The sequence below is a fragment of the Streptomyces misionensis genome, from assembly GCF_900104815.1.
Taxonomy (GTDB): Bacteria; Actinomycetota; Actinomycetes; order Streptomycetales; family Streptomycetaceae; genus Streptomyces; species Streptomyces misionensis.
This window is the reverse complement of sequence record NZ_FNTD01000004.1, coordinates 4591929-4618543: the sequence shown is the minus strand read 5'-3', so window position 1 is coordinate 4618543 and position 26615 is coordinate 4591929. Positions and strand designations below refer to the sequence as shown.

General features: G+C 72.3%; 29 protein-coding genes. 8 read left to right on the top strand and 21 right to left on the bottom strand.

What is annotated here, in order from left to right; translation table 11 throughout:
- The first annotated feature begins 98 nt into the window (after positions 1-98).
- The gene (def, locus tag BLW85_RS22670; RefSeq protein ID WP_070025326.1) at positions 99-722 is read left to right on the top strand and encodes a peptide deformylase; all 624 of its coding nucleotides are present in this window, start codon (positions 99-101) and stop codon (positions 720-722) included.
- Here the strand turns inward: def and BLW85_RS22665 are convergent, their stop codons facing one another.
- The gene (locus BLW85_RS22665) at positions 723-2057 is read right to left on the bottom strand and encodes a geranylgeranyl reductase family protein (protein WP_070025325.1); all 1335 of its coding nucleotides are present in this window, start codon (positions 2055-2057) and stop codon (positions 723-725) included. It lies immediately after the preceding gene.
- 47 nt (positions 2058-2104) lie between these two features.
- Between BLW85_RS22665 and BLW85_RS22660 the strand changes: the two genes are divergently transcribed.
- Both BLW85_RS22660 and BLW85_RS22655 read left to right on the top strand, forming a co-directional pair.
- Entirely contained in the window at positions 2105-2635 is a 531-nt protein-coding gene (locus tag BLW85_RS22660; protein ID WP_070025365.1) for a GNAT family N-acetyltransferase, read from the top strand.
- Between the two features lie 109 nt (positions 2636-2744).
- Positions 2745-3053, top strand: coding sequence for a PASTA domain-containing protein (locus BLW85_RS22655; protein WP_275657252.1), 309 nt, complete (start codon positions 2745-2747; stop codon positions 3051-3053).
- 12 nt (positions 3054-3065) lie between these two features.
- Here the strand turns inward: BLW85_RS22655 and BLW85_RS22650 are convergent, their stop codons facing one another.
- The 6 genes from BLW85_RS22650 to BLW85_RS22625 all read right to left on the bottom strand — a co-directional run bounded on the left by BLW85_RS22650 (position 3066) and on the right by BLW85_RS22625 (position 9164).
- The gene (locus BLW85_RS22650; RefSeq protein WP_070025324.1) at positions 3066-3758 is read right to left on the bottom strand and encodes a demethylmenaquinone methyltransferase; all 693 of its coding nucleotides are present in this window, start codon (positions 3756-3758) and stop codon (positions 3066-3068) included.
- A 73-nt stretch (positions 3759-3831) separates the two neighbouring features.
- Complete coding sequence (locus tag BLW85_RS22645; protein WP_070025323.1) at positions 3832-4437, bottom strand: hypothetical protein; 606 nt, start codon at positions 4435-4437, stop codon at positions 3832-3834.
- A 7-nt stretch (positions 4438-4444) separates the two neighbouring features.
- A complete protein-coding gene (mqnC, locus tag BLW85_RS22640; protein ID WP_070025322.1) occupies positions 4445-5644 on the bottom strand; it encodes a cyclic dehypoxanthinyl futalosine synthase in 1200 nt (399 codons plus the stop codon).
- A gap of 44 nt (positions 5645-5688) precedes the next feature.
- The gene (locus BLW85_RS22635; RefSeq protein WP_074992980.1) at positions 5689-6408 is read right to left on the bottom strand and encodes a prepilin peptidase; all 720 of its coding nucleotides are present in this window, start codon (positions 6406-6408) and stop codon (positions 5689-5691) included.
- Entirely contained in the window at positions 6405-8114 is a 1710-nt protein-coding gene (locus BLW85_RS22630; protein ID WP_074996171.1) for a serine/threonine-protein kinase, read from the bottom strand. The genes BLW85_RS22635 and BLW85_RS22630 overlap by 4 nt, the downstream gene beginning before the upstream one ends.
- Before the next feature lie 201 nt (positions 8115-8315).
- Positions 8316-9164 (bottom strand): menaquinone biosynthetic enzyme MqnA/MqnD family protein, encoded by an 849-nt coding sequence (locus BLW85_RS22625; protein WP_070025320.1) that lies wholly within the window; start codon positions 9162-9164, stop codon positions 8316-8318.
- 286 nt (positions 9165-9450) lie between these two features.
- Between BLW85_RS22625 and BLW85_RS22620 the strand changes: the two genes are divergently transcribed.
- The 3 genes from BLW85_RS22620 (at position 9451) to BLW85_RS22610 (ending at position 10891) form a co-directional block, all read left to right on the top strand.
- The gene (locus BLW85_RS22620) at positions 9451-9654 is read left to right on the top strand and encodes a cold-shock protein (protein ID WP_006133199.1); all 204 of its coding nucleotides are present in this window, start codon (positions 9451-9453) and stop codon (positions 9652-9654) included.
- Between the two features lie 231 nt (positions 9655-9885).
- Positions 9886-10545 carry a class I SAM-dependent methyltransferase gene (locus BLW85_RS22615; protein WP_070025361.1) on the top strand — a complete coding sequence of 220 codons (660 nt, stop codon included), beginning with the start codon at positions 9886-9888 and terminating at the stop codon, positions 10543-10545.
- Positions 10546-10705: 160 nt separating this feature from the next.
- Positions 10706-10891 (top strand): hypothetical protein, encoded by a 186-nt coding sequence (locus BLW85_RS22610; protein WP_070025319.1) that lies wholly within the window; start codon positions 10706-10708, stop codon positions 10889-10891.
- Between the two features lie 176 nt (positions 10892-11067).
- Here BLW85_RS22610 and BLW85_RS22605 read toward each other — a convergent pair whose 3' ends face one another.
- The 5 genes from BLW85_RS22605 to BLW85_RS22585 form a co-directional block, all read right to left on the bottom strand.
- Positions 11068-14085: an AfsR/SARP family transcriptional regulator gene (locus BLW85_RS22605; protein WP_107409162.1), complete on the bottom strand. Its 3018-nt coding sequence runs from the start codon at positions 14083-14085 to the stop codon at positions 11068-11070.
- Positions 14086-14257: 172 nt separating this feature from the next.
- On the bottom strand, positions 14258-15052 hold the full coding sequence (locus BLW85_RS22600) for an AfsR/SARP family transcriptional regulator (protein WP_070025317.1): 795 nt from the start codon (positions 15050-15052) through the stop codon (positions 14258-14260).
- A gap of 114 nt (positions 15053-15166) precedes the next feature.
- The gene (locus BLW85_RS22595) at positions 15167-15982 is read right to left on the bottom strand and encodes an ATP-grasp domain-containing protein (protein ID WP_070025316.1); all 816 of its coding nucleotides are present in this window, start codon (positions 15980-15982) and stop codon (positions 15167-15169) included.
- A 152-nt stretch (positions 15983-16134) separates the two neighbouring features.
- The gene (locus BLW85_RS22590) at positions 16135-16326 is read right to left on the bottom strand and encodes a DUF397 domain-containing protein (protein ID WP_074992978.1); all 192 of its coding nucleotides are present in this window, start codon (positions 16324-16326) and stop codon (positions 16135-16137) included.
- A complete protein-coding gene (locus BLW85_RS22585) occupies positions 16323-17186 on the bottom strand; it encodes a helix-turn-helix domain-containing protein (protein WP_074992977.1) in 864 nt (287 codons plus the stop codon). Before BLW85_RS22585 ends, BLW85_RS22590 begins: the two co-directional genes overlap by 4 nt.
- Before the next feature lie 106 nt (positions 17187-17292).
- Here BLW85_RS22585 and BLW85_RS22580 point away from each other — a divergent pair, with 106 nt between their 5' ends.
- Entirely contained in the window at positions 17293-17751 is a 459-nt protein-coding gene (locus BLW85_RS22580; RefSeq protein WP_074992976.1) for an ATP-binding protein, read from the top strand.
- Positions 17752-17789: 38 nt separating this feature from the next.
- On the opposite strand, the gene BLW85_RS22575 is transcribed toward BLW85_RS22580, so the two are convergent.
- Together BLW85_RS22575 and BLW85_RS22570 are read right to left on the bottom strand one after the other, a co-directional pair.
- Positions 17790-18548, bottom strand: a complete 759-nt coding sequence (locus BLW85_RS22575; RefSeq protein WP_070025312.1) for a G1 family glutamic endopeptidase — start codon at positions 18546-18548, stop codon at positions 17790-17792.
- A 184-nt stretch (positions 18549-18732) separates the two neighbouring features.
- Entirely contained in the window at positions 18733-20661 is a 1929-nt protein-coding gene (locus tag BLW85_RS22570) for an AMP-dependent synthetase/ligase (RefSeq protein ID WP_074992975.1), read from the bottom strand.
- Positions 20662-20902: 241 nt separating this feature from the next.
- Between BLW85_RS22570 and BLW85_RS22565 the strand changes: the two genes are divergently transcribed.
- Positions 20903-21742 (top strand): MaoC family dehydratase, encoded by an 840-nt coding sequence (locus BLW85_RS22565; protein ID WP_074992974.1) that lies wholly within the window; start codon positions 20903-20905, stop codon positions 21740-21742.
- A gap of 34 nt (positions 21743-21776) precedes the next feature.
- On the opposite strand, the gene BLW85_RS22560 is transcribed toward BLW85_RS22565, so the two are convergent.
- The 7 genes from BLW85_RS22560 to BLW85_RS22530 form a co-directional block, all read right to left on the bottom strand.
- Positions 21777-22427 (bottom strand): TetR/AcrR family transcriptional regulator, encoded by a 651-nt coding sequence (locus BLW85_RS22560; protein WP_074992973.1) that lies wholly within the window; start codon positions 22425-22427, stop codon positions 21777-21779.
- Between the two features lie 94 nt (positions 22428-22521).
- Positions 22522-22821, bottom strand: a complete 300-nt coding sequence (locus BLW85_RS22555; RefSeq protein ID WP_070025308.1) for a DUF4229 domain-containing protein — start codon at positions 22819-22821, stop codon at positions 22522-22524.
- 88 nt (positions 22822-22909) lie between these two features.
- Positions 22910-23434, bottom strand: coding sequence for a GNAT family N-acetyltransferase (locus BLW85_RS22550; protein ID WP_074992972.1), 525 nt, complete (start codon positions 23432-23434; stop codon positions 22910-22912).
- 16 nt (positions 23435-23450) lie between these two features.
- Positions 23451-24101: a UdgX family uracil-DNA binding protein gene (locus BLW85_RS22545; protein ID WP_070025306.1), complete on the bottom strand. Its 651-nt coding sequence runs from the start codon at positions 24099-24101 to the stop codon at positions 23451-23453.
- Between the two features lie 96 nt (positions 24102-24197).
- Positions 24198-25361 (bottom strand): aminofutalosine synthase MqnE, encoded by a 1164-nt coding sequence (gene mqnE / locus BLW85_RS22540; RefSeq protein WP_070025305.1) that lies wholly within the window; start codon positions 25359-25361, stop codon positions 24198-24200.
- A gap of 38 nt (positions 25362-25399) precedes the next feature.
- Positions 25400-25855, bottom strand: a complete 456-nt coding sequence (locus BLW85_RS22535; protein WP_070025304.1) for an Lrp/AsnC family transcriptional regulator — start codon at positions 25853-25855, stop codon at positions 25400-25402.
- 50 nt (positions 25856-25905) lie between these two features.
- A complete protein-coding gene (locus BLW85_RS22530) occupies positions 25906-26556 on the bottom strand; it encodes a UbiX family flavin prenyltransferase (RefSeq protein WP_074992971.1) in 651 nt (216 codons plus the stop codon).
- Positions 26557-26615: the final 59 nt, after the last annotated feature.

Below are 26615 nucleotides of genomic sequence, written 5' to 3'. Positions count from 1 at the left end.
GCAGCCGCTCGGGGGCAGCGGCCCTGCGGCGTTCCCTGGCATGCTCGGGGCCCGGGCCGCCGTCCGGCGGTCCGTCCACGAGCGAAGGAGAAGCCGCGATGCCACGCGTCTTCGTACAGGGCGGCCCCGTGGCCGCGTTCCCCCGGTACGCCCCCGAGTCCGGGCGCGGCAGGGTCCGCCGGATCACCGAGGTCGGCGAGGAGGTGCTGCACAAGCCGTGCCGGGACGTCACGGAGTTCGGTCCCGACCTCGCCGCGCTCATCGACGACATGTTCCGCACCATGTACGTCGCCGAGGGAGCGGGCCTCGCCGCGAACCAGGTCGGGGTCGATCTGCGCCTTTTCGTGTACGACTGCCCCGACGACGACGGTGACCGGCATGTCGGACACATCGTCAATCCCGTGCTGGACACGCCTCTCGCCGGGCGGCGGCTGCTGGACGAGGGCGAGGGCTGCCTGTCGGTGCCGGGCGCGGTGATGGCGCTGCCCAGGCCGGCCCGCGCCGTCGTGCGCGGCCAGGACCGGGACGGCAACCCGCTGGAGATCGAGGGCACGGGCTACTTCGCGCGCTGCCTGGCCCACGAGACCGATCACACCAACGGGTACATCTACCTGGACCGGTTGACGAAACGGGAGAAGAAGGACGCGCTGCGGCAGATGGCCGACCGGCGGGAGGAGGTCCATGCCCGCCGGTCGGCCAGGGAAGCCGAGCTGAACGCCTAGTCAGGCCTTCGGGGTCACCTTCGTCAGGCCGTTGATGATGCGGTCCATCGCGTCGCCGCCCGTGGGATCGGTCAGGTTCGCCAGCAGCTTCAGGGTGAACTTCATCAGGATCGGGTGGGTCAGACCGCGCTGGGCGGCGATCTGCATGACCTTCGGGTTGCCGATGAGCTTCACGAAGGCGCGGCCGAGGTTGTAGTAGCCGCCGTAGGTGTCCTTGAGGACCTGCGGGTAGCGCTGGAGGGCGATCTCGCGCTGGGCGGGCGTGGCCCTGGCGTGGGCCTGGACGATGACGTCGGCGGCGATCTGGCCGGACTCCATGGCGTAGGCGATGCCCTCGCCGTTGAAGGGGTTCACCAGGCCGCCGGCGTCGCCGACGAGCAGCAGGCCGCGGGTGTAGTGGGGCTTGCGGTTGAAGGCCATGGGCAGGGCGGCGCCGCGGATCGGGCCGGTCATGTTCTCCGGGGTGTAGCCCCAGTCCTCCGGCATGGAGGCGCACCATGCCTTGAGGATCTCGCGCCAGTCCAGCTCCTTGAACGCGGCGGAGGTGTTGAGCACGCCGAGGCCGACGTTGGAGGTGCCGTCGCCCATGCCGAAGATCCAGCCGTAGCCGGGCAGCAGCCGGTCCTGGGCTCCGCGCCGGTCCCACAGCTCCAGCCAGGACTCCAGGTAGTCGTCGTCGTGGCGGGGCGAGGTGAAGTACGTGCGCACCGCGACGCCCATCGGGCGGTCCTCGCGCCGGTGCAGGCCCATCGCGAGGGACAGCCGGGTGGAGTTGCCGTCGGCGGCGACGACGAGCGGCGCGTGGAAGGCGGCCTCGCGCTTCTCCTCGCCGACCTTGGCGGTGACACCGGTGATCCGGCCGGTGCGCTCGTCCACGATCGGGCCGGAGACGTTGCAGCGCTCGTACAGCCGCGCGCCCGCCTTCTGGGCGTTGCGGGCCAGGATCTCGTCGAAGTCGTCGCGCTTGCGGACGAGTCCGTAGTTCGGGTAGGCGGCGAGATCCGGCCAGTCGAGCTGGAGGCGGGAGCCGCCGCCGATGATGCGCAGGCCCTTGTTGCGCAGCCAGCCCGCCTCCTCGGAGATGTCGATGCCCATGGCGACGAGCTGCTTGACGGCGCGCGGCGTGAGGCCGTCACCGCAGACCTTCTCGCGGGGGAACTCGGTCTTCTCCAGGAGCAGTACGTCGAGACCGGCCTTCGCGAGGTGGTACGCGGTCGCGGAGCCGGCTGGCCCCGCGCCCACGACGATCACATCGGCGGTGTGGTCGGAGAGGGGCTCGGTCACGGCGGGATCTCCCCAAGGTTCGAAATCTGCGTGCCGACGGGCACTGGACATGGGCAGTCTATTCAGCGGAATTGATCACCCGGCTGAAGGGCTGCCCCGTGAACCGATCTCTCCCCGCTCCGCGGCTGCGCGTTCCCACCCACGAGGACGCCCTCGCCTGGCACCGCCTCTTCGCCGACCCCGAGGTGATGGAGTTCCACGGCGGCAAGCCCGCGGCGCTGTCGGTGTACGAGGAACTCACCGCGCGCCAGCGGCGGCACGACGCCGAACTCGGCTTCTGCCTGTGGACGGTCCTGGACGAGTCCGGCGAGGCCATCGGCTTCACCGGCGCCCAGCCCTGGCAGCCGGCCTGGGGCCCGGTGGGTGCCACGGAGATCGGCTGGCGGCTCGGCCGGGCGCACTGGGGCAAGGGGTACGTCACCGCCGCCGCGCGCGAGACCCTGGAGCGGGTACGGGCGGCGGGGGTGCCGGAGGTGGTGGCGATGGTGCGGCCGGGCAACGCGCGCTCCATCGCGGTGACCCGGCGTCTGGGCATGCGCCGGGCCGAGACCTACCCGCACCCCACGCTGGAGGAGGACGCGCTCTGCTTCCGGCTGGGCCTCGGTTCCCCCACAGCTGACGCACGGTAGTCGTCTGTCACAGAATGACACCGGCTCCTTCCGGCCGGTGTGCGCCGGGGCTACCCTGCCAGTACCGCTGGGGGTGACACTTGTGCGCACGACACCCGAACCACCCGAAGTGCGTGTGCCGCGGCTGGTCGGGCTGATGGCCGTGGACGCGCGCGAGACCGCCCGGGCGAGGGGCCTGTTCCTGGCCGCGCCGGACCGCCCGGACTTCCACCGCACGGTGGTCGACTACGTCGTACGCCAGTACCCGCGGCCCGGCGCGGAGGTGCCGGCGGAGTCGATGGTGTACGTGTGGTTCGACTTCGCGGACGGCGAGGGCGGCGGGGGCGTCCGTGAACCACGCGTCCCCGGGCCGCCGACGGGCGGACTCCAGCGGGAACTGGGGGAGCCGGGAGACGCGTTCGAGATGATCGGCCGGTGAGCGGCCCGGGGCTCAGTCCTTGAAGCCCCGGTGCAGCGCGACCACACCGCCCGTCAGGTTGCGCCAGGCGACCCTGGACCAGCCGGCCCCGCGCAGCCGTGCGGCGAGGCCGGGCTGGTCGGGCCAGGCGCGGATGGACTCGGCGAGATAGACGTACGCGTCCGGGTTCGAGGACACCGCGCGGGCGACCGGGGGCAGGGCGCGCATCAGGTACTCGGTGTAGACGGTCCGGAAGGGCGTCCAGGTCGGGTGCGAGAACTCGCAGATCACCACGCGTCCGCCGGGCCGGGTCACCCGGTACATCTCCCGCAGGGCCGCGTCCGTGTCCTGCACGTTGCGCAGGCCGAAGGAGATGGTGACGGCGTCGAAGGTGTCGTCCTTGAACGGCAGCCTGGTCGCGTCGCCGGCCGTGAACGGCATCCAGGTGTGGCGCTTCTTGCCGACCTGGAGCATGCCGAGGGAGAAGTCGCAGGGCACGACATAGGCACCCGTGCGGGCGAAGGGGAGGGACGAGGTGGCGGTGCCGGCGGCGAGGTCCAGGACCTTCTGCGCGGGGCGCGCGTCGACGGCGGCGGCGACCTCCTTGCGCCAGCGGCGGTCCTGCCCCAGGGACAGCACGTCGTTGGTCAGGTCGTACCGTTCCGCCACGTTGTCGAACATCGAGGCGACTTCGTGCGGCTGCTTGTCCAGGGATGCGCGGGTCACCCGGCCATTGTTGCAGCAGGGTCCCGCCGGAGTTCTCCGGGCTGGGGAGTCGGTGCGCCGGGCACCGCGCGGCTCACCGGCGGCGGTACAGCAGCCGGCCGCCGATGACCGTCGCCACGCACGTCGACGCGCCGCGCTCGGCCAGTTCCGCCTCGTCGGCGACGTCGAAGACGGCGAAGCACGCGGCGCTGCCGGTCTTACGGGCCGGGGGCGTGCGGGGCGGCAGCCCGGAGGCGAACGGGTCCAGCGAGGGCACCCCGCCGGGCCGACCCTGCCGTTCCACCACGTCCAGCCCGGTGCGCCGTACCGCGTCCCGGACCGCCCGGTTGCGCAGCGGGTCGCACGCCGCGGCCACCGTGCCGTGCGCCAGCATCCGCTGGACGCCGCGCCGCGCGCTCCCGCCCCAGCGCACGTCGTCCGGCGCGAGCGCGGCGAGCGCCGCGCCCGTCAGCGGCTCGGTGCCGAGGGCGTCGGCCTCCCGGGGATCGGGGTGGTACGCCTCCTCCAGCAGCTCGGTGCCGTGGAGGTTGACGAAGCCGGGCGTGAGGATGCCGGGCCAGCGGCGCACCCGCGCCCGCGGATACCCGTCGGCCAGTTCCGCCAGGTCCCCCGCGCCCACGACGGCCTCGCCCTCGACGGCGAGCGCGGACCCCCTGGAGTCGGCGTGGATCGTCAGCACGGCGGGCTCAGTTGGCGGAGAGCAGCTTCAGCTCGGGGTGGGCGGTGCCGCCCTCGATGGCCGTGGAGGAGATGTGGGAGACGACGCGGTCGTCCACCGGGTCGTTCGCCGGGTCGTCGTGCACGACGAGGTGCTCGTACGTCGTGGCCCGCTGCGCCGGCACCCGGCCCGCCTTGCGGATGAGGTCGATGATCTCCAGCCGGTTGGAGCGGTGCTTCGCGCCGGCCGAGGACACCACGTTCTCCTCCAGCATGATCGAGCCGAGGTCGTCCGCGCCGTAGTGCAGGGACAGCTGGCCGACCTCCTTGCCCGTGGTGAGCCAGGAGCCCTGGATGTGCTGGACGTTGTCGAGGAACAGCCGGGCGATGGCGATCATCCGCAGGTACTCGAAGAGCGTCGCCTGGGTGCGGCCCTTGAGGTGGTTGTTCTCCGGCTGGTACGTGTACGGGATGAACGCGCGGAAGCCGCCCGTGCGGTCCTGGACGTCGCGGATCATCCGCAGGTGCTCGATGCGCTCGGCGTTGGTCTCGCCGGTGCCCATCAGCATGGTGGAGGTGGACTCGACACCCAGCCGGTGCGCGGTCTCCATGATCTCCAGCCAGCGCTCGCCGCTCTCCTTCAGCGGGGCGATGGCCTTGCGGGGCCGCTCGGGCAGCAGTTCGGCACCGGCGCCGGCGAAGGAGTCGAGGCCGGCCTCGTGGATCCGGGTGATGGCCTCCTCGACCGACACGCCGCTGATCCGGGCCATGTGCTCGACCTCGGACGCGCCCAGCGAGTGGATCACCAGCTGGGGGAAGGCGTCCTTGATGGCCTTGAAGTGCTTCTCGTAGTACTCGACGCCGTAGTCCGGGTGGTGGCCGCCCTGGAACATGATCTGGGTGCCGCCCAGCTCGACGGTCTCCGCGCAGCGGCGCAGGATGTCGTCGAGATCGCGGGTCCAGCCCTTCTCCGTGTCCTTGGGGGCCGCGTAGAAGGCGCAGAACTTGCACGCCGTGACACACACGTTCGTGTAGTTGATGTTGCGCTCGATGATGTACGTCGCGATGTGCTCGATACCGGCGTACTTGCGGCGGCGCACGGCGTCGGCGGCGGCGCCCAGCGCGTGCAGGGGGGCGTCGCGGTACAGGGCGACGGCCTCTTCCGGGGTGATCCGCCCACCGGCGGCGGCACGGTCGAGGACGGACTGGAGGTCGGCCTTCTCGGTCACCGGGGGCTTCCCTTTCTGAAGGGGCGAGGACGGACCGGACCAGCCTACGCCAGCGCCCCATACCCGCCGATCAGCACCCCGACCAGCGCTCCGCCCAGCAGAAACGGCCCGAACGGGATCACCGACCCCCGCCCGGCCCGCCGCACCACGACGAGCGCGCCGCCGTACAGGGCTCCGAGCACGAACCCGGCGAACGTGCCGAGCAGCACCACCGGCCACCCGTACCAGCCGAGCACGGCCCCCGCCCCGAGCGCCAGCTTGACGTCCCCGAAGCCCAGGCCGGCCGGGTTCACCAGGTGCAGCACGGCGTAACCGGCCGCGAGCACGAGGGACGCGCAGAGCGCGGTGGGCCAGTGGCCGCGGTGGCCGGGCAGCAGCGAGGCGAGTCCCAGCAGCGCGAGCGCGGCGGCGACGAGGGGCAGCGTCAGCACGTCGGGCAGCCGCCGCACCCGGGCGTCGACCGCCCCGAGCAGCACCCCCGCCGGGGCGAGCGCCAGCCAGACCCCCGCCTCGGGCCGCGGGCCGGTCGCGGCGGCGAGGGCGGCGCAGACCAGGGCGGTGACGGCGGGCAGGAGGGGGCCGGCGGCGGACGCACACCGCCCGCACACCCTGCGGCCCAGCCAGCCCCGGAGCGGGTGGCCCTCGGCGCAGTGCGCGCGCCGGGGTTCTCCCGCCGGTACGGCGAGCCGGTGCGCCGCGCGGGGCAGCAGGGCGCCCGCGAGCGCGCCCCACAGCAGGGCACCGAGCACGAAGGCCCCGGTCACCCGCCGACCTTGGTCATCCGGGACGTCGGGTGGCCCTCCGCCGCGCTGTCGGAGGTGTAGGTGAGGTCGTCGCCGGTCGGGGTCAGTTCGATCTGGTGGGGTGCGGGGTCGCAGCCGGCGTGGTTGTCCTTCGCGCCCACCGAGGTGACGAGGAGCCGGGTGCCGGTGACCTTCTTCAGGGTGAGGAGGTCGGTGCAGACGGCGCCGACGGTGTCGGTCTGCCGCAGCTTCCCCAACGGCCGCCCCGGCGCCGCCTGGTGGACGGTGAGCCGGAAGGTGCCCATGGGCAGGGTGCCGCCGAGGCCGGTGGCCGGTCCCTCCCAGGTGCCGATGTACCGCGCCGGGACGGCGCCGGCCGGGGTTCCGGCGGACGGGTCGGACGCGCCGGGCGGGGGCTCGCCGACGGCGCCGTCGCTGGGGGCCGTGCTCGGGGCCGGGGTGTGGGCGCCGCCCGCTTCGTCGTGCCCGCCGCCGTCGGCGCCGTACCACGGGCGCAGCAGCCCGCCGATGCCCACCGCCGCCAGGGCGAGGGCCCCGGCGACCGCCAGGGCGACGGTGCAACTCAGCCTGCGGCCGCGGCCGTTCTCCGCCGGGGCCGCGTTCGCCGCGACGCTCACCGAGAGCCTGCCGGGGCGGGGGCCGGGGACGGCGGCCGGGGGGACGGGGGCGTAGGCCGGCCGGGGCGGCGGGGTTCGCGGCGCGGGCGGGGTCATGACCGGGGCCGGGCCGAACTGCCCCGGCGGGGAGGGAGTTCGCGTTCCGCTCACCGACGGCCCGTCGAACGCCACCGGTCCCGAGTGGACCGTCTCCCCCGTGTCCAGGTTGAGCAGGTGGACCGCGCTCCTGCTGACCCGCTCCACCAGCGGACCCGGCAGCCAGCCGCCGGCGACGAGGCGGGCGGCGCCGCCGGGGGCGAGGCGGCGGCCGACGTCGGCCGGGGAGGGGCGGGCCGCCGGGGACTTGGCCAGGCAGGCGGCGGCGACCTCCCGCAGTTCCCCGCTCAGCGCGCCCAGTTCGGGGTCCTCGTGGACGACCTTGTAGAGGAGCGCGGCGGAGGAGTCGCCCGGGAACGGGGACTCCCCCGTCGCCGCGTACGTGAGGACCGCGCCCAGGGAGAAGACGTCCGCCGCGCCGGTGACGGTCCCTCCGAGGATCTGCTCCGGGGACATGTAGCCCGGTGAGCCGACCGACGCGCCGGTGGCGGTGAGGGAGGCGGTGCCGTCCGTGGCGCGGGCGATGCCGAAGTCGATCAGCAGGGGGCCGTCCAGGGTGAGCAGCACGTTGGACGGCTTGACGTCCCGGTGGACCAGGCCCAGGGCGTGGACGGCGGTCAGCGCCTCGGCGAGGCCCGCGGCCAGCGCCCGCACCGTGTGCTCGGGCAGCGGCCCGTTCTCGGTGACGGCCGCGGCGAGGGAGGGACCGGCCGCGTAGGCGGTGGCGACCCAGGGCACCGGGGCGTCCGGGTCCGCGTCCAGCACCGGCGCGGTCCAGGCGCCGCCGACCCGGCGGGCGGCCTCCACCTCGCGCCGGAAGCGGGCCCGGAACTCCTCGTCCAGCGCGAAGTGCGGATGCACGATCTTGACCGCGACGGTGCGGCCCCCCGCGCTGCGCCCGAGGTAGACCCGTCCCATGCCCCCGGCTCCGAGCCGGCCGATCAGCCGGTACGGCCCCACGGCCACCGGTTCGTCCCCGGCGAGCGCCCGCACGACCGAGTCGTCGCCCCGGGACCGGTCCGGCGACCCGCCGGAACCGGGGTGTCCGACCGGGTCACCGGCCGCGAAGCCGTCCGCGGGACCGGCGGCCCCGGAGCGGCCGACCGGGCCGCCGGGTGCGTTCCGCTCATTCCCGCCCGTGTGCTCCGGCCGCATGGCGGTCCCCCTCCCCGTTCACCACCCGCAGCGTAGTGACTACGGCCGGAGCAGATCCACCTTCACATCGGCGGGGAAGCCGGTCGTCGGGCCCACCCGGCGGGCGAACTCGGAGACGGCCGCCAGCTGGGGGGCGCCGAAGCTGAAGTCGAGCGTGGTGAAGTACTGGGCGAGGGTCGCCGCGTCGAAGGCCTCCCAGTGGGCCGCCTGCTCCGCGACCTTGTCGACCTCCTCCAGGGACAGCGCCTTGGACTCCAGGAAGGCCTGGTGGACCTGGCGGGTGATGTCCGGCTCCCGCTCCAGGTAGTCGCGCCGGGCCGCCCACACCGCGAAGACGAACGGCAGGCCGGTCCACTCCTTCCACAGCGCGCCGAGGTCGTAGACGTCGAGGCCGTAGCGCGGGCCGTCGTGCAGGTTGGCGCGCAGGGCCGCGTCCCCGATGAGGACGGCGGCGTCCGCCTCCCGCATCATCAGGCCGAGGTCGGGCGGGCACGTGTAGTACTCGGGCTGGACGCCGTAGCGCTCGGCGAGGAGGAGCTGCGCGAGCCGGACCGACGTGCGGGAGGTCGAGCCGAGGGCCACCTTCGCGCCGTCCAGCCGGTCCAGCGGGACCTGCGAGACGATCACGCAGGACATCACCGGGCCGTCGCAGCCCACGGCGATGTCCGGGAAGGCGACCAGATCGTCCGCGTTCTTCAGGAACTCGACCAGGGTCACCGGTCCGATGTCGAGATCACCCTGCACCAGCTGCTCGCTGAGCTTCTCCGGGGTGTCCTTGGTCAGCTCGAAGTCGAGGAGGGTGCCGGTTCTCGCGAGCCCCCAGTAGAGGGGCAGGCAGTTCAGGAACTGGATGTGGCCGACGCGCGGCCGGGTGCGAGAATTGTCCACATCGCGGGACTCTAGACCCCGCCTGGTACGGTGCAGAGACCGGCCCCACCGTCAAACGGGTTACCGAGTTCAAACATCCGGGTGAAGTGATCTTGCCCTCTATTGCTTTCGGCTGCCCGCGTGCTAGGCTCGCCGCAAGTTGCAGTTTGGTTTCCCTTGCAGTACAGAGCCTGCGGAGCATGTGACCGCGGGCTCTCGTCGTTTTCAGACGTATGCAGTGGTGCAGCACGGTTTCGCACTTGCAGGTTCTGGAGCAGGGCAACCCTTTTGAGCCCAAGGAGGGCTTATGGCTACCGGAACCGTTAAGTGGTTCAACGCCGAAAAGGGCTTTGGCTTCATCGCCCAGGAGGGCGGCGGCCCCGACGTCTTCGTTCACTACTCCGCGATCAACGCCACCGGCTTCCGCTCCCTCGAGGAGAACCAGCAGGTGACCTTCGACGTGACGCAGGGTCCGAAGGGCCCGCAGGCGGAGAACGTCACCCCCGCCTGATCACTGCCTGATCGCAGAACCTGAGAGCAGTACCCAAGGAGCCCCACGCCGCTCGCGGCGACGGGGCTCCTGCCTTTGCCCGGATACTTCCGATGGCCAATTCCGGATGAACTCCGGACGAATTCCACGGGTCCGGGCCCGCTATTCGTTCGTGGCGCCCCGGCGAGGATCACGCGCCGCGCGGGAATCCGTTCCCCCGCCGTGGCTTCCGGCCCGCTACCTTCCATGCGCATGACCGAAACCCGGGACTTCCTGACCGACACCCGCACCTTCTACGACACCGTCGCGGAGGACTACGCCGAGCACTTCCGCGACCCGCTCGCCGGCATGCCGCTGGAGCGGGCCCTGCTCGCCGCGTTCGCGGAGGAGGTGGGGCCGGGCGGCCGGGTGGCCGACCTCGGCTGCGGGCCCGGCGAGGTCACCGCGCACCTCGCCGCCCTGGGCCTGGACGCCCGCGGCCTCGACCTCTCCGCGTCCATGCTCGCCGTGGCCCGCCGCGACCACCCCGGCCTGCGCTTCGAGCAGGGCTCCATGCTGGACCTCCCGTTCCCGGACGGTTCCCTCGCCGGGGCACTCTCCTGGTACTCCTCCATCCACACCCCCGACGAGCGGCTCCCGGACCTGTTCGCCGAGCTGTACCGCGTCCTCGCGCCCGGCGGGCAGCTGCTGGTGGCGTTCCAGGTCGGCCGGGACTCCCTGCGCCTGGAGAGGCCCTGGGACCACGCGGTCGCGCTGGACTTCCGGCGGCGGCTCCCGGAGGACGTGACGCGGCTGCTGGCGGACGCCGGGTTCCGGCTCGCCTCCCGTACCGTGCGCGAGCCCGACGGGCGGCTCGGCAAGGGTGTCGCCCAGGTGCCGCAGGCCTTCCTGTGGGTCGTGAAACCCGGCTGACACCCACTCCGACCTGCGAAATCGATCAGGAGTACCGACGGCCTACCCGGGCCCGGTACCCAGCGGGGAAGGCTTGGGGACCGGCGGCCCGGAACATCTTTCGTGGCGTCGGGGAGGGCCCGGCGACCGGAACACGATCCGTCTCTCTCTGGGGGTCATCATGCGTGCCATCACTCTGCGTACGAAGACTGTTCTGGCCGCTCTCGCCGGTGCCGGCGTCCTCGCCCTGGGTGCCGCCGCCACCGTCCCCGCCACCGGCCTGCACCAGGCCCTGGTGCACGGCAACAGCAGCCACTCCCGCTCCGTTCTGGCCGACGACCGTGGCCCGGGCCTCGTCCACTCCTGACCGCCCGTCCGCCGCGGCGGACGCCCACGGCACCCGTCGAACACCCCGTACGCAGCACGCACGAGCACGCCGACGGCACCGGCCGGGTCACACCCACCGGTGCCGTCGTCCTGTCCGGGGCACCGGCGGAACGCCGGGTACGGCGACCGGCACGCAGGGAACGCCCCGCGCCGGTTCTACAGCCGCCGTCCCGCCTCGGTGACCCCCATCGCGTCGTACAGCGCCTTCGCCTGCGCGTGATGCCGCTCCGCCGTCTTCTCGTCGTCGAGCGCCTGCGCGGCCTCCGCCATCCCGTGCAGGGCGTGCGCGATCTCGATCCGGTACCCGTGCCGGGAGGCCAGCTCGTGGGCCTGGCCGTGCAGTTCCATCGCCCGGTCGGGGGCGCCGCTGCGCAGATGGACGAGCCCGACCACGTTGGAGACGGTCGCCTGGCGCAGCGCCGTGCCTTCCGCGGAGACCAGGTCGAGGGCGCGCTCGGCGTGCTCGGCGGCGGAGCGGACGTCGCCGAGGCGCTGGCAGACCCGGGCCCAGTGGGCGAGGACGACGGCGACGTTGGCGGGCTTGCGGGACTCGTCGCACAGTTCCAGGGCCTGGGCGAGACAGGCGCGGGCGCGCTCGTCCTCGCCGGTGCCGAGGTGGGCGAGGGCGAGGAAGGTCAGGGAGTGGATCTCGTTGCTGCGCTCGCCCAGGCGCCGGTTCAGCTCGGTGGCGCGGGCCGCGTTGCGGGCGCCCTCGGCGTAGTGACCGGTCCAGATCTGCACGGTGGACAGGTTGACCAGCGCCTGCGCCTCCATCCGGGACAGTCCCAGCTCCCGGTGCAGGGCGATGCCCTGGTCCAGGTAGGCGCGGGCCTGTTCGAAGTTGCCGAGGGAGCCGTGCAGCAGGCCGAGCACGTCCAGGCACATCGCCTCGGAGCGCGGGTCGCTGCCGCTGGAGTGCTCCAGGCCCTCCTGGGCGGTGGTGATGCCGTCCTGGAAGTCGCCGAGCCACCAGTGGGCGACGGCCAGGTTGCACAGGCTGATGCCGAGCAGCGCGGGGTCGTCCAGCTGGCGGCAGGCGGCGACCCCGATCCTGCCGACCACCCGGAACTCCTCGTAGCGTCCGCGCAGGTCCAGGTAGAAGAGCAGGTTGCGGGCGAGCAGCGCGGCCGGGCGGTGCAGGCCCTGGGTGCCGGCCCGGGCGACCACCGCGAGCAGCGCCTCGTACTCCCGGTCGAACCAGCGCAGTGCCTGCTCGCCGTCGTCCAGCCGGGGCAGGTCGGCCAGGTCGGCGGGGGCGTCGCCGTAGCGGCTGCGGCCGGGGAAGAGGGTCTCGCAGGCCAGGTCCGTGGCCTGGATGTAGTACGCGACCAGCCGCTCGGCGGCGGCCTCCTCGTCGTCCTCCACCTCGCGCACGCTCAGCGCGTACGTGCGCACCAGGTCGTGGAAGCCGTACAGGCCCGCCTCGTGCTGCTCCAGCAGGTGGGCGTCGAGCAGCCCCTCCAGGATGTCCTCGGCGTCGCGGCCGTCGGTGCCGAGCAGGGCGGCGGCGGAGTGCACGTCGATGGCGCTGCCGGGGTGCAGCCCGAGCACCCGGAACGCGCCGCGCTGGTCCTCGTCCATGGCCTGGTACGACAGTCTCAGCGTGGCCTCGACGCTCCGCTCCCCCGCGCTCAGCTCGCGCAGCCGCCGGGTCTCGTCGGCGAGCCGGTCGACCAGGTACTGCACGGTCCAGCGCGGCCGGTTGCGCAGCCGGGCGGTGGTGATGCGCAGGGCGAGCGGCAGGCCGCCGCACAGCCGGGCGAGCTGGTCCACGGCCCGGGGTTCGGCGGCGGTGCGGCCGGCGCCGAGCATCCGGGTGAGCAGGGTGGTGCTGTCGCCCGCGGAGAGCAGCCCGAGGGAGAGCCATTCGGAGCCGTCGAGGTCGAGCATGCGGACCCGGCTGGTGAGGATGGCGAGGCAGCCCTCGGAGGCGGGCAGCAGGGGCCGTACCTGGGCGGCGTCGGCGGCGTTGTCGAGCAGCAGGAGCAGTTTCCGCTGGGCGGAGACGGTGCGCCAGAAGGTGGTACGGCGCTCCAGGTCGTCCGGTATTCGGTCGTCCGGTATGCCGAGCGTGTGGAGTAAGGAGTGCAGCACGGCGCCCGGTTCCTGGGCCTTCTCGCCGGGGCTGAAGCCGCGCAGGTCCACGAAGAGCTGCCCGTCGGGGTAGTCGGGGGCGAGCAGGTGGGCGGCGTGCACGGCGAGCGCGGTCTTGCCGCTGCCGCCCATGCCGTCGACGCCGACGATCCGGGCGCCGCCCCCGGCCGGGGCGCGGCCCACGGTGATTAGCCGGGCCAGCTCGTCGTCGCGGCCGGTGAAGTCGGGCAGGTCGTAGGGCAGGGTGCAGGGCGCGGGCTCGGTGCCGGAGGACTGGGTGGTGTACGGCGCGGGGACCAGCAGCGCGGCCCGGTCGGCCACCGACTGCGGTACGCGGGGGGCCACTTCGGGGCTGTCGCGCAGGATCGCCTCGTACAGTCTGGTGAGTTCGGCGCCGGGGTCGATACCCAGCTCCTCCACCAGCAGGTCGCGCACCCGGCCGAACTCCTCCAGCGCCTCGGCCTGCCGGCCGGCCCGGTACAGCGCCACCATCAGCCGGCCGCGCAGGGTTTCCCGCAGCGGGTGCGCGGTGACCAGTTCGCGCAGCGGGCCGACCAGTTCGCCGGACTGGCCCAGTTCAAGCTGGAGTTCGAAGTACTGCTCGGCGACCGCCATATGGCGCTCCTCCAGCGCCGCCGAGGCCGCGCTGATCACCGAGCCGCCCGCGCCCGCCATCACCGGGCCGCGCCACAGGTCGAGACAGGCCCGCAGATGCCCGACGGCGTCCTCGGGCCGCCCGGCCGCCACCGCCTGCCTGGCCTGTCTGGACCATTCGGTGAACTCGTGCAGGTCCAGCTGGTGTTCGCCGAGCATGGCGCGGTAGCCGGCCCCGTCGGTGACGATCAGCGCCGCGCCGTCCGGGATGCGGGTGCGCAGCGCGGCGACGCACTTGCGGATCTGGTGGCTCGCCGTCTGCGGTGGCTCGTCGTCCCAGGCCGCGGCGATCAGCCGGGACATCGGCACCATGCGGCCGGGTTCGAGGAGCAGGGTGACCAGAACACGTTCCTGGGTCGGGCTGCCGAGCCGCAACCGGCGCTCGCCGCACCAGCCTTCCAGCGAGCCCAGGATGTTGAAGCGCACGACAGGACGACCGGATGCCGCCGATTCCACGAACCCGTCCCCTCCGCCCCGCCGCGCACGCCCGGCCCGAGTTGTTCGGGTCCACCCTAGGTTGTACCCGAACGAGCAGCACGGAGGGAGCGTTTCCGGCTACCTGGGGTCTTCCTCGGTCCTGGCGAACAGGCTAACCACCTCAGGCGATCTGGAGGAGGGTGGAACGCGCATCACCGACCAGAGCGGGATCATGACGGAGTATCGCGCTCTCCACGCGGCGCAGCGCGGGCGAGGGCTGGATGCCGAGTTCCTCGTCGAGCTGGCGGCGCATCCGGCGGTACACGTCGAGGGCGTCGGCCTGCCGTCCCGAGCAGTACAGGGCGACCATCAGCTGCTCGCAGAAACGCTCCCGCAGCGGGTGGTTGGAGTGGGCCTCGGCCAGTTCGGCGAGGACGGCCGCATGCCGTCCGAGCCGCAGTTCCGCGTCGAATCGCAGTTCCATGGCCCGCATCCGGTACTCCTCGTACCGGGCGCCGGCCAACTGGCAGAGGGTGCCTCCGGGGAACCCTCCGAAGACCGGTCCGCGCCACAGCGAGAGGGCCTGTCCGAGCATCCGGGCGGTGCCTTCCGCGTCGTACGCCGAGCACGATTCCGCTTCGCGCACGGTCCGTACGAACTCGGCCGCGTCCAGTTCTCCCTCCTCCACGGTGAGCCGGTATCCGGAGGGATGAATCGTCACTCGAGATACCGGACGCCCCGGTTCCAGGGCTTTCAGCTTCCTTCGCAGTCGGCTCACATGCGCCTGGAGGGCGTTGGCCTGGTTGTCGGGTACGGCCTCACCCCACATCTCCTCGACCAGCCCCTCACCGGACACCGGCTGTCCCTCGCTGACCAGCAGCGTCTGCACGAGGGTTCGTTGCAGGTCGCCGGAGATCTCCGCAGGGCCGGACACGGTGCGGACCTGCAGTGCCCCGAGAATCGAGAACTTCAGCATCCTGACTCCGCCTCCTGTTGACGTCGCGGGCGTCGTCGTCCTTCTTCCGGCGACGTATCAACGATGGGACGGGCCTCTACCGTTTCGTTACCGATCCGTTCCCGGTTCTCCGGATCAGCTCGCCTCCCCCGCGACCAGCGCACTCAGCGAGGTCACCCGCTGCGCCGCGCCTTCCGGGGAGTCGGCGTGCACCACGAAGTGCCCGGGGCCGCGGGACCCGGACGTCGACACGACCCGCACATCCGGAACCGTTCCCACCTCCCCGGCGCCCAGCCGCCAGGGCCGGCTCAGTTCGGCCGCGGCGGCGAACCGGCACGGGCGTGCGGCCTCCACGAGCTTTCCGGCCAGCACCCGTACGGCTCCGGCGGCCAGGTCGAAGCCCCCGGCCACCTTGAGCAGTTCGGGCACGGGTTCGTCCGCGAGGCCCGCCCGGCACCCGGTGATCACCGGTCCCTGGCGGGTCAGCGTGACCCCGGTGTGCGCGGGACCGTACTGGTATCCGGTCAGGTCCAGCAGCGCGGTCACCACGGCCCGCACCTCCGCCGCGGTGTCCTCCGTCAGGGGGGCCGGGTGGAGCAGGCCGTACGGCATGCGGGCGGTGATCCCCACGGTCTGGTGCATCCCGTGCACGCTGAGCGTCTCCACGGTCAGCCGGGGCGCGCCGGACACCGCTCCGGCGTCCGGCGACAGCCGGTTGTCCCGTACCAGCCGCTGTACGGCGTCGGGGTCGGCCAGCAGCCGCAGGGCGCGCGCGGGGTTGACGAAGAGTCCGGCCGCCGCGGCCTCCTTCAGGAGGGGCCGCAGCACGGACTCGTCGTGCGCCTCGACCCGGGCCGAGCGCACTTGTACGCCGGCCCGGTGCGCCTCGTCCAGGAGGCGCGGATCCGGGTTCAGCAGGAAGATCCGGCTGACGTCGTTGTCTTCTTTCATACCTCTGCTCGGATGACGAAGTCGGCGAGGGTGGAAAGGCAGGCTACGAGCGGGCGTTACCGATCCGGTCCCGGACGGTTCCCCGGCATTTGGTTGCGAGCGGAACGTCCCGTACGGTACCGGGTCCGCTGCCGCGCGGGCCCGCCAATCGCTCACCTTGCCGCGACTCGGGCAGCCGCGAGAAAGGCGGCCCAGGTGGCGGGGGTGACGGTGAGGTGGGGGGCGGCAGGGCGTTTCGAGTCGCGGATGTGGATGGCGGTGGGGTGTTCGGCGACCTCGACGCAATCACCGCCCTCACCGCTGCTGTAGCTGGACTTGAACCAGGCCAGGTCCTCGGTACTCATAGCTCCTCCAGCTTCTGCGCGATCAGAGCGCGGGACTCCATGGGGCTCAGCGCCATCGCGCGCATGATCCCATAGCGGTCTGCGATCTTCCGGACCTCGTCTCGGTCGGTAATCAGCTGCGGGTGCCCCTGCGCTTCCAGGTACGCCACCTGCGCGTGGCCTTTCGGCACCAGGAGATTGAACGCGCTGTCCAGGTTGGGGTGTTCCTCGACCTTGGTCGGCATCACCTGGATCTCGACGTTCTGCCTGTCCCCGAGCGTCAGCAGACGTCGCAGTTGGTCCGCATGAACCCTCGGCCCTCCGATCGGCCGGTCGAGTACCACCTCTTCGAGGATGTAACTCACGACGGGCGCGGGCCAGCGTTCGAAGACTTGTTGACGCGAAAGCCGATCAGCCACCCGCTTCTCGATGGTCTCGTCGCTGAGGAACGGCCGTCGCTTGGCGAACAGGACCCGCGCGTGGGCCTCGGTCTGGAGCAGGCCGTGCATGACGTGGTTGCAGTAATGGTGCAGTTCCTCCGCCTCCGCCTCCGTAGCGGCGTGATCCCGGTACCACTCGGGATGACGTGTCCGTGCGCGGCTCATCGCCTCCTCCACGTCGGGGATGACTGCGACCAGCATCTCGCTGGCGTTCAAGATTTCGTCCGCCTTGATCAGGAACTCCGGCCTTGGTGTGCGCACTCCCCTCTCCATGGCGGAGATCTGGTCGGGGCCGTAGCCCACCAACGCTCCGAACTCCCGTTGACTGAGTCCTGCCCGCTCCCGCAGCAACTTCAACTGCTTGCCCAGGAGGACGAAGACCGCCACCGCCCCGTTCGCCTCCGCCGGCGTCTCCGGCCTCCGCTCCCGCTCCTCCGCCACATCACCCTCCGACGCTCGTACGGCAACCCGACCGCACCCGTACGACTACGCACAGTCGCCGGGTTTCTCCTGGTCAGCGTAGGGAGAACCGGCCACGCTCAGTGATGTGAATCCGCAAATCTCCACCCCCCTGAAAGAGTTGGTCCAGCGGCTCAGCGCCACCCCCCGCGGCGCCCGGCTGGCCCGGCGGCTCACCGCCTCCTCGCTCGCGAGTTGGGGATACCCCTACGGGAGCGATCCGAACGAGACCGCCCAGCTCCTCGTCTCCGAGCTGGCGACCAACGCCGTCACCCACGGCCGGGTGCCCGGCCGGGACTTCGAGCTGAGGCTGACGCTGCCGCCCGAGGCGGACGCGCTGCGCATCGAGGTGAGCGACGCGCGGGGGGAACGCCGTCTGCAGATGCTGCGCGGGGCGCCGCAGGACGAGCACGGCCGGGGACTGATCCTCGTGGAGGCGCTGTCGCGCAAGTGGGGCGTCGAGGAGCGGGTCGTCGGCAAGACGGTGTGGGCCGAGATCCCGCTGTGGCCCGGCACGGGAAAGCGGGGCGGCCCCGGAACGCCGTAGCGCCCGGGACCGCCCCGCCGGATCGGCCGGTGGCCGGCTCAGCTGTGGTTGTAGGTGACCGAGAAGCTCTCCCCGCCGCTCAGCGAGGAGGTGGTCGCCTTGGTGGTGCTGCCCGACGCCATGTTGATCTTGTCGGGCGAGAAGTTGCCTATCGCCTGGCCGTTGGCGGTGGCGCTGGTGAAGTTCGCGGTGCCGAAGTTCGACAGCGGCAGCACACCGGTGGAGCTGGACGGCGCCTCGGCGATCACCTCGGCCGAGGCGTTGGACAGACCGCTCTGCGTCTTGGTGGTGGTCTTCGTCCACCCCTTGGTGGTGTCCGACAGGGTGAGCGTGTACGTGCTGCCGCTTCTGCTGACCGTGGCCGTGAAGTGGTCGCCGGCGCTCACCGTGTTGCTGTAGTTGACGGGGTACGCCGGGTACATCTCGTACCAGGACGAGTAGACCGCCCGGCCGCTGGAGCAGTCCGCCTCGGTGCCCGTCTGCTCCACGGAGTTGCTGCCGTCGCCGTCGATGCCGACCCAGAACGAGGAGTACGTGGTAGCGCTCGTGCAACTGACCGCCGGCTGCACCCAGCTCGCGGAGACGCTGGTGAACGTCGTGCCGGTCGCGGCGTAACCGGCCCAGTTGGAGCTGGTGCTGTTCCTGATGCCACCGACCAGGTGGTGGCTGGTGAGGTGACCGCTGACCGGGGTCATGCGCAGGGCCGGGGCGGCGGCGGCCGCGGGGGAGGTCGCCAGCGCGGACAGAACGGCTGCGGCTACGGCTGTGGCGGCGGTGAGGCGGATCGTGGCAGACATGCTGCTCCTTCTCGCGGAACTCGCGGTGCAGACGTAGCTGGTGGCCACCAGTGGGGGTGAACGTGCGCCCGTTGTTGTCAGTGTGCAGTCAACGGACTGGCCCCCGGCAACCGGCTGCCGGCAATACACAGCAAAGGTCCTGCCAAGTACGCGCGATAAAAGGAGCGTTGGCGGAGATTCCGGCTCAGGCCCCGGCATACAGGCCCGCCACCTCGCGCTCGAAGTCCCGCAGGATCTGCTCGCGCCGGAGCTTCATGGAGGGGGTCAGCTGACCGGCCTCCTCCGTGAAGTCGACCGGGAGGACGGTGAAGCGGCGGATGGACTCGGGGCGGGAGACCAGCCGGTTGGCGTCGTCCACGGCCCGTTGCAGGACCGCCAGCAACTCCGGGTCGTCGGCGATGAGTTCCGCCGGTACGGGGTGCTTGCCGTTCATCCGGCGCCAGTGGGTGATGCCCTCGGTGTCGAGGGTGAGCAGCGCGGCGACGTACGGGCGGCCGTCGCCGACCAGCATCGCCTGGGAGATCAGCGGGTGCTGGCGCAGCCAGTTCTCCAGCGGCGCGGGCGCCACCGACTTGCCGCCCGCCGTGATGAGGAGTTCCTTCTTGCGGCCGGTGATGGTCAGGTAGCCCTCGTCGTCCAGCCGGCCGAGGTCCCCGGTGTGCAGCCAGCCGTCGCGGGTCGCGGGGACGACTCCGCCGGCCTGCGGGTCCCAGTACCCGCGCAGCACGTGGTCGCCGGAGACGAGGATCTCCCCGTCGGCGGCGATCCGCACGCGTGTGCCGGGCAGCGGCCAGCCCACCGTGCCGAGGCGGGGCTTGAGCGGCGGGGTGACGGTGGTGGCGCCGGTCGTCTCGGTGAGGCCGTACCCCTCGTAGATCTCGATCCCGGCGCCCGCGTAGAAGGCGGCGAGGGGGCGGCCGAGCGGGGAGCCGCCGCAGATGACGTGCCGGACCCGGCCGCCCATGGCGCCCCGGATGCGGCGGTAGACGAGCGGGTCGTAGAAACCGCGCTGGGTTCGCAGCGCGCGGCCGGGCCCCTCGCCGCTGCCGCTCTGCCGGGCCTGGAGCGCCTCGCCGTAGCGGCGGGCCACGGCGGCGGCCCGGTCGAAGACGGCGGCGCGCCCACCGGACTCGGCCTTGGCGCGGGCCGAGTTGAAGACCTTCTCCAGCATGTAGGGGATGGTCAGCAGGCAGGTGGGCCGGAAGGCGGCGAGGTCGGGCAGCAGGTCGTCCGCCTTGAGGCTGGGCGCGTGCCCGAGGCGGACGCGGGCGCGCAGGCAGGCGATGGCCACCATGCGCCCGAAGACGTGCGACAGGGGCAGGAAGAGCAGGACGGAGGGGTCGTCGTCCTTCTGCTTGAAGACGGGGTAGAGCAGTTCGACGGCGTTGTCGACCTCGGCGAAGAAGTTGCCGTGGGTGAGCGCGCAGCCCTTGGGGCGGCCGGTGGTGCCGGAGGTGTAGACGAGGGTGGCGAGGGTGTCCGGCCCGAGCATGCCCCGGCGCACGCCGACCTCCGCCTCCGGGACCCGGACCCCGGCGTCGGAAAGCCGCTCCACATGCCCCTTCTCCATGACCCACAGATGCTTGAGGTCGGGCAGGTGCTGGAGTTCGGGGCCGAGGGCGGAGGCCTGCCGGGCGGTCTCGGTGACGAGGGCGACGGCGCCGGAGTCGTGCAGGATCCAGCGGGTCTGGAAGACGGAGGAGGTGGGGTAGACGGGGACGGTGACGAGCCCGGCGGCCCAGGCGGCGAAGTCGAGGAGCGTCCACTCGTACGTCGTGCGGGCCATGATGGCGATGCGGTCGCCGGGCGCGAGCCCCTCGGCGATCAGCCCCTTGGCGGTCGCGAGCACCTCGGCGGCGAAGCGGGCCGCGGTGAGGTCGGTCCAGCGGCCCTCGGGGAGCCTGCGGCTGAGCACGACGGCGCCCGGGTCGGCGGCCGCGTTGTCGAACGGCAGGTCGGCGAGGGAGCCGCGCTGCACCGGCGCGGCGAAGGGCGGCACGACCGCTTCCCGCACGGACCCGTCGAGCCGCCGCGTCTCGGGGGCGACGAGCACCGGCCGCCCGTCGTAGTCGACGGCGGAGACGGGGGTGTTGGCGGTGGACGGCGTGGACACGGGCGGCTCCTCGGACGGGCTGCGAGGCGTTCACCGGCGGCGGAGCGCGCGGCGAACGAGCTGAGGGTGGTTACCGCCGGTCAGGCGAGTGATCGTACGGGCCCGTTGTGAGGGCTTCGTGCGGCTTCGGGAATGGTCCGGGGACGGGGATGTGCAACCTCCGCTCACTGGCCCAGCACAACTTACCTACGGTAACCTTACTGTCCGGTAAGGAATTCGTTCCCATCCCCGGGGGGGTTTGATGACGACGGCCGTCGTCCTCGGCAAGGCACCGTCCCTGGCGCGGTCGCTGACGCGGGGCGCGCTGCGGTCCCCGGTGAAGCGCCCGTCCCCGGGGGCGTCGTACCCGCGCACCCGCCTGGTCCTGCGGGACGTCCGCGCCGACGCGTCCCGGCTGTCGTCCTACCACCGCCTCTGCGGCTTCCCGCCACCGGCCGGACACCTCCCCCTCCCCTATCCCCACCTCCTGGCCTTCCCCCTGACCATGCGTCTGCTGAGCGCGCGGGACTTCCCGCTGCCACTGCTGGGCCTGGTCCACACCTCGATCACCCTGACCCGCCACGCCGCGCTGCCGGCCACCGCCGCGTACGAACTCGGCGTCCGGGTCGACGGCTTGTCCCCGCACCACCGGGGCACGCAGGCCACGGTGGTGACGGAAGCCCGGCTGGACGGGGACCTGGTCTGGGAGTCCCGCAGCACCTACCTGGCCCGCCACCGCACGGCCCACGGCCCCGCGCCCGCCGGGCCCCCGGACCCCGCCCCCCTGCCGGTCCTGGCCGAATGGCCGCTCCCGGCCGGCCTGGGCCGCGCCTACGCCGCCCTGTCCGGCGACCGCAACCCCATCCACCTGCACCCGCTCACCGCCCGCCTGTTCGGCTTCCCGCGCGCGATCGCCCACGGCATGTGGACCGCCGCGCGGTGCCTCGCCGCGTACGGCGACGTGCACACGGCCGACGTGCGCTTCCGCTCCCCGGTGCCGCTGCCGGGGACGGTGCGCTACGGCGCGGAGGGCGACCGGTTCGAACTGCGGGACGAGCGGGGGCGGTTGCACCTGTCGGGGAGGGCGGGCGGGGCGGCGTAGGCGGCCACCCGGCGAAGACGGAGCCGTACGGCGATCAGGACGACTCGTCCGGCGCGCTCCAGCGATGGCCCGCCATGAGGTCGCCCAGGCCCGACCAGGCGAAGTTCATCAGCGTGCCGGAGGCCTGCGCGGCGGTGACGCCGTCGGTGGTGTTGGCCCAGTCGGCCAGGGATTCCGCCGAGCCGATCAGGGCCATGGCGAGGCCGGCGACCTCGTGCTCCGGCAGGTCGCGGGCGAGGTGGGACTCGCGGGCGGCGGACGCGATCAGCCGGGTGACGAAGGTGACCATCTCCGCGCGCATCGCATCGGCCTCGGCGGCGAACTTCGGGCCGTGGGTGCGGGCTTGGAGGTGGAGGACGGTCCAGCCGTCGGGGTGCTCGGCGGTGTAGGTGAAGAACGCCCGCACGCCGTCCCAGAGTTGGCGTTCCGCCGGCAGGTCCGGACGCGCCGCCGCGCGCACCGCCCGGGTGAGGGCGGCGGCCTCACGGCGGATGCAGGCGGTGAAGAGGTCGTCCTTGGAATTGAGGTACAGGTAGACCAACGGCTTGGAGACACCCGCCAGTTCGGCGATGTCGTCCATCGACGCGGCCGTGTAGCCGTGCCGGCCGATGATCTGGACGGCGGCGTCGAGCATCTGCCGCTCGCGCTCCGCCCTCGGCATCCGTTTGGTCTTGACGGCACCCATGAGGGCAAGCGTAAGGCGCCCGTGACGGGCTCAGGTGATCTTCGACGATCCCGGTCCGGGGCGGAGCGTGATCCGCGACCGGCCGGGACCGGCGCTACGACACCTGGCTCTGGGCGCGCGAGGCGTCGTCGGCGATGTCCTCCTGGGTGCGGTTCGCCTCCAGGTTCGCCTTCATCCGGTCGACCCGGCCGACGATGTGCATCGAGGCCCGGTCCCGCTCCCTCCGCAGCGCCACCCAGCTGATCGGCGCCGAGACGACCAGGGCGAGCAGCAGGATCCACAGCCCGTTGGAGCTGCCCAGACCGCGCGGGAAGATGCCGGCGTAGACGGCTCCCCAGACGACCAGGAGGCAGCCCACGAAGATACCGAGGCGCATCAGCGTGTAGCGGAGCATCTCAATCCACTCGTCCGAATCCAAAAGGGGTCATCGTCCAGTGAAGCACGTCTCGCGGGCGATCATGCAGCGGGGTCAGCGGAGCGGGTCAGCGGAGCGGCAGCACCATGATGATCTCGTCGCGGTCGTCGCCCGGCGCGACCCGTACGGCGCCGGGGACGCGGCCGACCTCCCGGTAGCCGAGAGAGGAGTAGAACCGCTCCAGTCCGTGGCCGCCGCGGCAGGACAGCCGTACCGCCTCGATGCCGTCCGTGGCGCGGGCCGCCCTCTCGGCCGCGGTCATCAGGGCGCGGCCGTAGCCCCTGCCCTGGTGCTTGGGGTGCACCATCACGGAGTACAGCCCCAGCGTGTGGGCCGACAGGGGGTCGGCGGAGCGGGCGAGGAAGGCGGCGGCGGCCAGGTCGCCGTGCTCGTCGTGGCCCACGAGGAGGCGGGTGCGGCCCTCGGCCATCTGCACGAAGTGGCGCACCAGCTCCGGGCGGACCCGCTCACGGGTGACCGGCGGCACGAAGCCGACGGCGCCGCCCGCGTTGGAGACGTCCGTCCACAGGTCGAGGATGCTGTCGCGGAGGGCGGGGGTGACGGGGGGTTCCAGCGTGCAGGTAAGGACCACGAGGGGATCGTATCCATTACCCGAGGGCGCGCGCAGCCACTTTCAGGTCGGCGAGGAAGCCCCGGTAGGCCGTGTCGCGGTCCTCGGCGCGCAGGACGGAGGAGGGGTGGACGGTGGGGACCAGCCGCTCGCGGTGGCCGTGGACCTCTTCCTCCAGGACGGTCCCGCGCACCCGGCCGACCCGGAAGGAGGAGCCGAGGAGGGCCTTGCCGGCGGTGGCGCCCAGGACGACGATCAGCTCGGGCTCGACCAGCGCCAGCTCCCTTTCCAGCCATGGGGCGCAGGCCGTCATCTCCCTGAGCGTGGGAGCGCGGTGGATCCTGCGCTTGCGCGGTTCGGTCCGCGTGAACTTGAAGTGCTTGACCGCGTTGGTGACGTACGCGTCCGCGGGGTCCAGGCCGGCTTCCTCCAGCGCCCTGTCCAGGAGGTGGCCCGCGGGGCCGACGAAGGGCTTCCCCTTCCGGTCCTCCTGATCGCCGGGCTGCTCCCCCACGAGCATCAGCCGGGCGTCCGCGCTCCCCTCGCCGAAGACCGTCCGGCTCGCGTGCAGGTGCAGCGGACACCCCCGGCATCCGGCCGCCGCCTCCCGCAGCGCCTCCAGCCCGCCGCGCTCGGGCAGGAAGGGCTCGGCGGTGTAGGCGTCCTCGGGCGCGTCCGTGCCGGCCATGGCCGCCGGGTACCCGGGGGCGGGAGCGGTGAACAGGGGGCGGAGGCCCGGACGGGCACCCACCCGCCGGCAAAGGCGGGTGGGCGGGGAAGAGGGTCAGACGCGCATCGGCTGCGGGGCGTCCCGGCGGGCCGGGTCCGCGGGGTCGTACTCGCGGATGATCTCGTAGCGCGTGTTGCGCTCCACCGGGCGGAAGCCGGCGTCGCGGATGAGGTCCAGCAGGTCCTCGCGGGTCAGCTTGTTCGGGGTGCCGTAGTTGTCCGCGTCATGGGTGATCTTGTACTCGACGACCGAGCCGTCCATGTCGTCCGCGCCGTGCTGGAGGGCCAGCTGCGCGGTCTGGACGCCGTGCATGACCCAGAAGACCTTGACGTGCGGGACGTTGTCGAACAGCAGCCGGGAGACCGCGAAGGTCTTCAGCGCCTCCGCGCCCGTCGCCATCGTCGTCCGCGCCTGGAGGCGGTTGCGGATCTTGCCGTCCTTCATGTCCACGAAGTCGTGCTGGTAGCGCAGCGGGATGAAGACCTGGAAGCCGCCCGTCTCGTCCTGCAGCTCGCGCAGCCGCAGCACGTGGTCGACGCGGTGGCGCGGCTCCTCGATGTGGCCGTAGAGCATGGTGGCCGGGGTCTTCAGACCCTTCTCGTGCGCCAGCCGGTGGATGCGGGACCAGTCCTCCCAGTGGGTCTTGTGGTCCACGATGTGCTGACGGACCTCCCAGTCGAAGATCTCCGCACCGCCACCGGTGAGGGACTCCAGACCCGCGTCGATCAGCTCGTCCAGGATCTCCGACGCGGACAGCCCGGAGATCGTCTCGAAGTGGTGGATCTCCGTCGCCGTGAACGCCTTCAGCGAGACGTTCGGCAGGGCCGCCTTCAGCTCGCGCAGCGACCGCGGGTAGTAGCGCCACGGCAGGTTCGGGTGCAGCCCGTTGACGATGTGCAGCTCGGTGAGGTTCTCCGTCTCCATCGCCTTCGCGAGCCTGACGGCCTCCTCGATGCGCATCGTGTACGCGTCCTTCTCCCCCGGCTTGCGCTGGAAGGAGCAGTACGCGCAGGAGGCCGTGCACACGTTCGTCATGTTCAGGTGCCGGTTGACGTTGAAGTGCACGACGTCGCCGTTCTTGCGCGTGCGCACCTCGTGCGCCAGGCCGCCGAGCCAGGCCAGATCGTCCGACTCGTACAGCGCGATGCCGTCCTCGCGGGTCAGCCGCTCACCGGAACGGACCTTCTCCTCCAGCTCGCGCTTGAGCCCGACGTCCATGCCAACACCTTTCTACGACAGTCCGGCCTACGGTATCCCTAGACCTCTTCCGGCAGCTCCCCGACCCGGTTCTCCCACTTGGTGGAGAGCACGATCGTCGTACGGGTGCGGGACACGCCCTTGGTGCCGCTGAGCCGGCGGATGATCCGCTCCAGGCCGTCCACGTCGGTCGCCCGCGCCTTGAGCATGAAGGAGTCGTCGCCGGCGATGAACCAGCAGTCCTCGATCTCCTTGAGGTCCCGCAGCCGCTGCGCCACGTCCTCGTGGTCGGCGGCGTCGGACAGCGAGATGCCGATCAGGGCGGTGACACCGAGGCCGAGGGAGGCCGAGTCGACCGTGGCACGGTAACCGGTGATGACCCCGGCCGCCTCCAGCCGGTTGATGCGGTCGGTGACGCTGGGGCCCGACAGCCCGACGAGGCGTCCCAGCTCCGCGTATGAGGCCCGGCCGTTCTCCCTCAGGGCCTGGATGAGCTGCCTGTCCACCGCGTCCATGCGATCGAAGCCTTCCGCTGAAGAGTTCTCGAGTGATGAGGGGTAGAGCGCTACTGCTGGGTCGTACCGGAGCCCAGCTCGCCGCGCCAGCGCCGGTACAGGCCGTGTTCGACACCCGCCGCGTCCAGCACCCGCCCGGCGACGAAGTCCACCAGGTCCTGGATGTGGGTGGCGCCCGCGTAGAAGGCGGGCGAGGCGGGGACGACCGAGGCGCCGGCGTCGTCCAGGGCGACGAGGTGCCGCAGGGTCTGGCCGTTCAGGGGGGTCTCCCGCACGGCGACGACGAGGGTCCGGCGTTCCTTCAACGTGACGCTCGCGGTGCGCTGGAGCAGGTCCTTGGACAGCCCGAGCGCGACACCGGCCACGCACGCCGTGGAGGCGGGCACGATCAGCATGCCCTTCGCCGGGTACGAGCCGGAGGACGGTCCCGCCGCGAGGTCGCCCGCGTTCCAGTACCGCACCCCGGAGAGGTCCACATCGAAGGTCCCGGGCTTGCCGTCGGCGCCCCGGGCCAGCCATTCCCGCAGGTCGTCCTGCCAGTGGGCGTCCCGGAACGAGATCCCCGTCTCGTCCAGCAGCGTCAGCCGGGAGGCCCGGCTGACCACCAGGTCCACCGCCTCCCCCGCCCCCAGCAGCCCCCGCAGCACGGCAGCCGCATAGGGAGTCCCGGAAGCTCCGGACACCCCCACGATCCAAGGCACGCGCCGCGTTTCTCCTGCGTTCACACCTTGAGCGTACCGGCGCGCCCACCCGGGCTCAG

Bases quoted from the DNA above. Each gene is read 5' to 3' on its own strand.
- def (WP_070025326.1), top strand. From the start codon at position 99: ATGCCACGCGTCTTCGTACAGGGCGGCCCCGTGGCCGCGTTCCCCCGG.
- BLW85_RS22665 (WP_070025325.1), bottom strand. From the start codon at position 2,057: ATGTCCAGTGCCCGTCGGCACGCAGATTTCGAACCTTGGGGAGATCCC.
- BLW85_RS22620 (WP_006133199.1), top strand. From the start codon at position 9,451: ATGGCTACCGGAACCGTTAAGTGGTTCAACGCCGAAAAGGGCTTTGGC.
- BLW85_RS22615 (WP_070025361.1), top strand. From the start codon at position 9,886: ATGACCGAAACCCGGGACTTCCTGACCGACACCCGCACCTTCTACGAC.
- BLW85_RS22610 (WP_070025319.1), top strand. From the start codon at position 10,706: ATGCGTGCCATCACTCTGCGTACGAAGACTGTTCTGGCCGCTCTCGCC.
- BLW85_RS22600 (WP_070025317.1), bottom strand. From the start codon at position 15,052: ATGCTGAAGTTCTCGATTCTCGGGGCACTGCAGGTCCGCACCGTGTCC.
- BLW85_RS22595 (WP_070025316.1), bottom strand. From the start codon at position 15,982: ATGAAAGAAGACAACGACGTCAGCCGGATCTTCCTGCTGAACCCGGAT.
- BLW85_RS22590 (WP_074992978.1), bottom strand. From the start codon at position 16,326: ATGAGTACCGAGGACCTGGCCTGGTTCAAGTCCAGCTACAGCAGCGGT.
- BLW85_RS22575 (WP_070025312.1), bottom strand. From the start codon at position 18,548: ATGTCTGCCACGATCCGCCTCACCGCCGCCACAGCCGTAGCCGCAGCC.
- BLW85_RS22565 (WP_074992974.1), top strand. From the start codon at position 20,903: ATGACGACGGCCGTCGTCCTCGGCAAGGCACCGTCCCTGGCGCGGTCG.
- BLW85_RS22560 (WP_074992973.1), bottom strand. From the start codon at position 22,427: ATGGGTGCCGTCAAGACCAAACGGATGCCGAGGGCGGAGCGCGAGCGG.
- BLW85_RS22555 (WP_070025308.1), bottom strand. From the start codon at position 22,821: ATGCTCCGCTACACGCTGATGCGCCTCGGTATCTTCGTGGGCTGCCTC.
- BLW85_RS22545 (WP_070025306.1), bottom strand. From the start codon at position 24,101: ATGGCCGGCACGGACGCGCCCGAGGACGCCTACACCGCCGAGCCCTTC.
- mqnE (WP_070025305.1), bottom strand. From the start codon at position 25,361: ATGGACGTCGGGCTCAAGCGCGAGCTGGAGGAGAAGGTCCGTTCCGGT.
- BLW85_RS22535 (WP_070025304.1), bottom strand. From the start codon at position 25,855: ATGGACGCGGTGGACAGGCAGCTCATCCAGGCCCTGAGGGAGAACGGC.